A 5,403-nucleotide genomic window follows, 5' to 3' on the forward strand; every position below is an offset into this window, starting at 1 on the left:
TGCGCCGCTGGCGGCATTCGCGGCACTGTGTCGGCAGCACCGGACATGGCTTATCGTCGATGATGCCCATGGTTTTGGGGTGCTGCCGGGCTTTGATGATGGCCGCGCTGCAACGCGAATGGACGTGCAAATCGTGACCTTTGGTAAAGCCTTAGGCCGTCAGGGCGCGGCGATTTTAGGAAGCCATGCTCTCATAGCATTTTTGGTGAGTAACGCCCGTGAATACATTTATTCCACGGCACTGTCGAGTGCCAGCGCTGCGCTGGCACTCGCTGCCGTTGATCATTGTGTTGCTCATCCGGAACTGCGCGCGGCACTGGCTGACAATATTGAATTATTTAAGCGCTTATGCGAAGAGGCGCAGATCCCGTTACTGGGCTCTACCAGCGCGATCCAGCCAGTGATTATTGGTGATGTCGCGCAAACCTTATCCGTTGCCGCCAGACTCAGGGCAGCGGGGATCTGGGTTGGTGCTATTCGTCCGCCAACAGTGCCAGTGGGCTCCGCGCGACTGCGTATCACGTTGAGTGCCGCTCATCGTCCTGAGGATATTGCCCATTGTGTTAATGCCCTTGCCCAAGCGCTGCACTTTGGTGAATAAGGTTTGGTGAATAAGGTTTGGCGCCGTAGCAGATCTCGGACGGCTCTGCGCATCGAGCAAACAATGGCCACGCCGCAGATCGGCGGCTGCAAGCGCATGTACCACAAGCCGTGAGGCCATCCTTGATATCGCCTGTCACAATATGCAGGTGCAGTGAGTAGTAGAGAGTAAATGGTGATGAGCCTTATCGAGTCAAGTGCGGTTAACCCAGGAGTGGCGAGTTTGTCCATTGCCGAGCGGTTTTCTGCCGCAGCCAATAGTTATCAGCAGCATAATCCGCTGCAGCGCCTCAGTGCCTCGCGTCTTGTCGCGGGATTGACCGCACAAGGGCGGCTTTTAGACATAGGCGCGGGCCCTGGCACCTGTTTTTCTGCGGCCAAGGGTGCCCATATTGCTAGTGACAATCCTGCAAGCGCGATAGCTGCGCCAGCCTTAACTGTTTTTGCCCTAGATATTGCCTTAGGCATGCTGCAAAAACTGCAGCAAAATTATCCCGACTACCAGCGAGTGTGCGCCGATGCCGAGCAATTGCCCTTTGGTGATCGCACGATGGATTGCATCTATTCCAATTTAGCCTTGCAATGGTGCGCTGATTTCCCGCTCGCCATTGCCGAAATGGCGCGCGTGCTAAAGCCGCAGGGAACATGCCACCTGGCAATAGTGGCCGATGGCAGCTTGCCGCAATTATCGGCTTTAGGCTTGCGAGTCAATGGGTTTGCCACGATGGAGAGCATGTTAACGAGTTTTGATCCAAAGCAATGGCAACTCTATGACTGCGCCTTAGTGCCGATGACAGTGCACTTTGATAGTCTCAAGGCATTACTGTATTCCATCAAAGGGGTCGGGGCGTCTGTCCCGTCTCCTGCAACAGCCCATGGGCACGCGGCTCCCCATCGCCTACGCGGACGCAGGGATTGGCGCGCATTAACCGAGGACGCCGAAGGCTTGCGCCAAGCGCAAGGTTTACCGTTAAGTTATCAAATAGTGCAGATCCGGGCTCGGCGTCTAGCCGAGTAAACCTCATCTCATACCTTGTTTAATAAGGATATAACATGTTTTTTGTCACAGGCACTGATACCGACAGTGGAAAAACGTTAATCTCCACGGGGCTGTTAATCGCGCTAAAGCGCGCAAGTGAACGTCTAGGGCTGCAGTGGCAAACAATGGGCGTGAAACCCATAGCTTCTGGCGCGGCAATGACGCCTGCAGGCCTACGCAATCAAGATGCCCTGCAATTGATGGCGGCATCTTCGTTAACTTTGTCCTATGAACAAGTGAATCCTATTTGTTTTCAACAGGCTATCGCGCCCCATATTGCGGCTCAAACCTGCGAGGTAAGCATTGCGCCCGAGGCGATAGTTGCTCAATTAGATTTATCCGCTATGGCTGGAGCGGATGTGTGCTTAATTGAGGGCGCTGGTGGCTGGCGTTTACCTTTAGGCAACGGACATTATCTTTCAGAGGTGGCGCAGCATTTAAAAACCCCCGTCATCCTAGTGGTGGGGATGAAATTAGGCTGCTTAAATCATGCGCTGTTAACCCAAGAGGCGATCCTGGCCGATGGTTTACCGATTGCTGGTTGGGTTGCCAATCGCCTCGATCCCCAGATGAGCGTATTTGATGAAAATCTGGCAAGTTTACAACAAATGATGTGTGCTCCTTTTTTGGGATGTGTGCCATTTTTAACTCACCCGAGTGCCCAACAAGTAGCAGATTTTTTAGATGTGACTCCCCTAGGGGTGCCGCAAATGACGACTTAATTCACATGGTGGCGTAACGACTGCTCCTAGGTAAAAAAATCGCCAGCATCCGCTGGCGATTTTGTATAAGGCGCAATCTTGTTATATCACTCACACGCCCGCAGGCGCTTGGTTAGCCTCGTGGCGGTTAGGGCCAGTCTTCACTGTTCCAACGATACAGCCAAGTGGCGGCAATCGGTTTATTATCTTTTATCAGTTGGATCCTCAGTTCAGCTAAGGGCGTGTTTTCGGGCTCGAAGGTTAAAAATACCCGTGCTCCGTTGATATTTGGATGAGCGACTATCCTTGAAGACAAAATTTTGCCCTTGCTAATGCCGGCCTCGATAGTGATCTTGTCCAGATCTTGGGGCGAGATATTGCTGTAATCGATCAATAATTCTTTGCCTTTGGCCTGCATTTGTCCTTTAAAGCTTCTGACCACCCGCACTTTAGAGACCATGTTAGGGCTGTCATCGGCGGAGGTGATCCGATAGGAATAACGGTAAGGCTGATCTTTCTTGAGTCCACCCTCCGGTTCCCAATAGCTGACGATATTATCATTAGTTTGTGAATTTGAAGGAATTTCAACAAGGACCAGTTGGCCTTTACCCCAATCATTGAGGGGCTCTATCCAGGCAGAGGGACGCAGGTGATAATGTAATTCGAGATCTTGATAATTATCGAAGTCACGCTTGCGTTGAATGAGCCCAAATCCCTTAATATCTTCATCACCAAAAGCGCTGATCTGCAGCTTTTTGGGATTATTCAAGGGGCGCCATAGCCGCTCGCCATTACCGCGATCGATTTGTAAGCCTTCAGAATTATGCACCGCTGGACGGTAGTCCGCTTTATCCGCCGTATCTAAGCCGCCAAATAAGAACATCGAGGTCAAGGGAGCCAGACCAACATGTTGGATATCTTTTCGAGGGAAGAGGGTCACATCCACATCGACCCGTGTTGGGGCTCCTGGATAAATCCCAAAGCGATAGGCGCCGGTAACACTTTGGCTATCGAGCAGAGCATGCACGACGATAGCCGTTTGGTATTTTGAGGGGCGTTCTACCCAAAAGTGTTTAAAGAGGGGATATTCCTCCCCCTTTGACTGGGCGACATCAATGGCTAGCCCACGGTTGGATAAGCCATAGTTTTGGCCCTTAGACAGTGCTTTAAAATAGCTAGCCCCTTGAAACATGATAAATTCATCTTTCAAGTTGTTGTCATTAATAGGGTAATGCAACCTCACCCCGGCGTATTGACCGACTTGAGAGAGTAAGCTTTTGATAGTGTCGTTGGGGACATCAAATGAGGTATCGGTCAACGGAATGTGTGAGGTGCGGCTGTTTTCGACAACGTCGATGTCGACCAGATTTTTATATAAAAAACCTGGTGCAAACAGTTGTACTGAAAATTTAGTAGGTGTTCCGCCCCAAATTGCTGAGTTTTCACGATAATTGATTTGGTTATAGGTGGCATAATTTAACTCGCTGAGCTCTTTGGGCGCCTTTGGCGCTTCTTTAAAAGGCTCTTGGGAGAGCTTTTGAGCGAGGGAAATCACAGTATCATGGCTAAAAACGCTGCTCGTTGTTTGGCTTAATTGGGCAGGTTGTTTTGGCAGCACGGGTGGCGTTGGCTCTGCGGGCGTCGTTGCAGCAACCGCTAAACTCAGGTTATTGGCCCCGAGCACGCAGGCAAAAACTGCCGGTAAAAAGCGTTTAAATTGCTTGGCTGGTGGTTGACTGTTTAAGACGGAAGAGTCGTTAGTGTGATTCAATGTTAACGGCAGTTGCAAAATGGAAACTCCTCACTTTTATGATCCGTTAATGCTGGAGCGGCATTTTCAATCAATGTCATCCCGAATTTAAGTAACGTCATTTTTGGTAAATACATCGTAAATGGGATTTTACTGCTTAGGATGAATATCAGTTTCACCATGTAAATCAAAATGATCGTCAAGGAAATTAGTGCAGATACTCAAGTGGTGCAAGTCTTTTCTCCATATTTAACAAATGTATCTACTGCTGCGGCAACCTTGGAGGGCAGGGCTGAGTACATAGTAAGATTTTAATTTTAAACATATAAACCGACTTGAATGAGCAAAATGATGGCAATGTTGGGCCATGAATTTGTTGCGCGATAAATGGCGATTTTTACACCGCCAGTTTGTTATCTTTTGCTTAAGTCGGTTTGATTTTATTTAACGTCATTTACTCTAAGCTTTAGCTTGCTTAGCCATTGCGCCGTAAACCCTCGCCCGATGAGGGCGGGGATATAAGGTGATTGAAGCGAAGCTTCAACTTCTTGACAATCTGACTAAGGTATATAAAATACTGGATATGCGTACAGCATTGTGATGCAAATGTTAAGAGCAACCAAAATACGCATTTACCCAACACAAGAGCAGGCTGAGTTTTTAATGGCTCAGTTTGGCGCTGTGCGGTTCGCGTACAACAAGGCGCTGCATTTAAAGTCTCATATGTACCGCAAGCACGGGATTACGCTGAACCCCAAAAAAGACATAAAACCACTGCTTGCAGTCGCCAAGAAATCACGAAAATACCACTGGTTGAAACAATATGATTCAATCGCCTTACAGCAGGCGGTGATCAACCTTCACCAAGCCTTTGACAACTTCTTCAACCCAAAATTAAAAGCCAAATTCCCGCAATTTAAACGCAAGCATGGCAAGCAGTCGAGCTACCACTGTGTGGGGGTAAAAGTGCTGGCTGGTGCAGTGAAGCTACCCAAGATGCAGCCTGTAAGGGCAAATATTCATCGTGAAATGACTGGCGCAGTAAAAAGCATTACTGTCAGTTTGAGTAAAACAGGCAAGTTTTACGCATCAATTCTGGTTGATGATGGAGTCGAAGCCCCCGCTTTACTTCACACTGTAAGCAAGGTGACAGGTGTTGATCTAGGGCTGTCTCACTTCGCCATCGAATCAAACGGCAGAAAGGTAGCCAACCCCCGATTTGTAAAACGCGCTGAGAAAAACCTCAGACGTAAGCAGCGTCAGTTGTCCCGCAAAACTAAAGGTAGTGCCAACCGAGCAAAGGCTCGATTGTT

The 5,403-nt window shown here is 49.0% G+C and carries 5 protein-coding genes; 4 read left to right on the forward strand and 1 reads right to left on the reverse strand.

Annotated elements, in window-relative coordinates:
- The 3 genes from ACRCZA_RS09540 to bioD all read left to right on the forward strand — a co-directional run.
- A partial coding sequence (locus tag ACRCZA_RS09540; RefSeq protein WP_438674212.1) for an aminotransferase class I/II-fold pyridoxal phosphate-dependent enzyme occupies positions 1 to 601 on the forward strand: 601 nt, incomplete at its 5' end.
- 177 nt (positions 602 to 778) lie between these two features.
- Positions 779 to 1,618 (forward strand): malonyl-ACP O-methyltransferase, encoded by an 840-nt coding sequence (locus tag ACRCZA_RS09545; RefSeq protein ID WP_438674213.1) that lies wholly within the window; start codon positions 779 to 781, stop codon positions 1,616 to 1,618.
- Positions 1,619 to 1,653: 35 nt separating this feature from the next.
- Positions 1,654 to 2,361, forward strand: a complete 708-nt coding sequence (gene bioD / locus ACRCZA_RS09550) for a dethiobiotin synthase (RefSeq protein WP_438674214.1) — start codon at positions 1,654 to 1,656, stop codon at positions 2,359 to 2,361.
- Positions 2,362 to 2,488: 127 nt separating this feature from the next.
- Here bioD and ACRCZA_RS09555 read toward each other — a convergent pair whose 3' ends face one another.
- Positions 2,489 to 4,006, reverse strand: coding sequence for a glucan biosynthesis protein G (locus ACRCZA_RS09555; RefSeq protein ID WP_438674216.1), 1,518 nt, complete (start codon positions 4,004 to 4,006; stop codon positions 2,489 to 2,491).
- A gap of 690 nt (positions 4,007 to 4,696) precedes the next feature.
- On the opposite strand from ACRCZA_RS09555, the gene ACRCZA_RS09560 reads away from it, so the two are divergent.
- A partial coding sequence (locus tag ACRCZA_RS09560) for an RNA-guided endonuclease InsQ/TnpB family protein (protein ID WP_438674215.1) occupies positions 4,697 to 5,403 on the forward strand: 707 nt, incomplete at its 3' end.

The organism is Shewanella sp. (genome assembly GCF_051658185.1).
GTDB lineage: Bacteria > Pseudomonadota > Gammaproteobacteria > Enterobacterales > Shewanellaceae > Shewanella.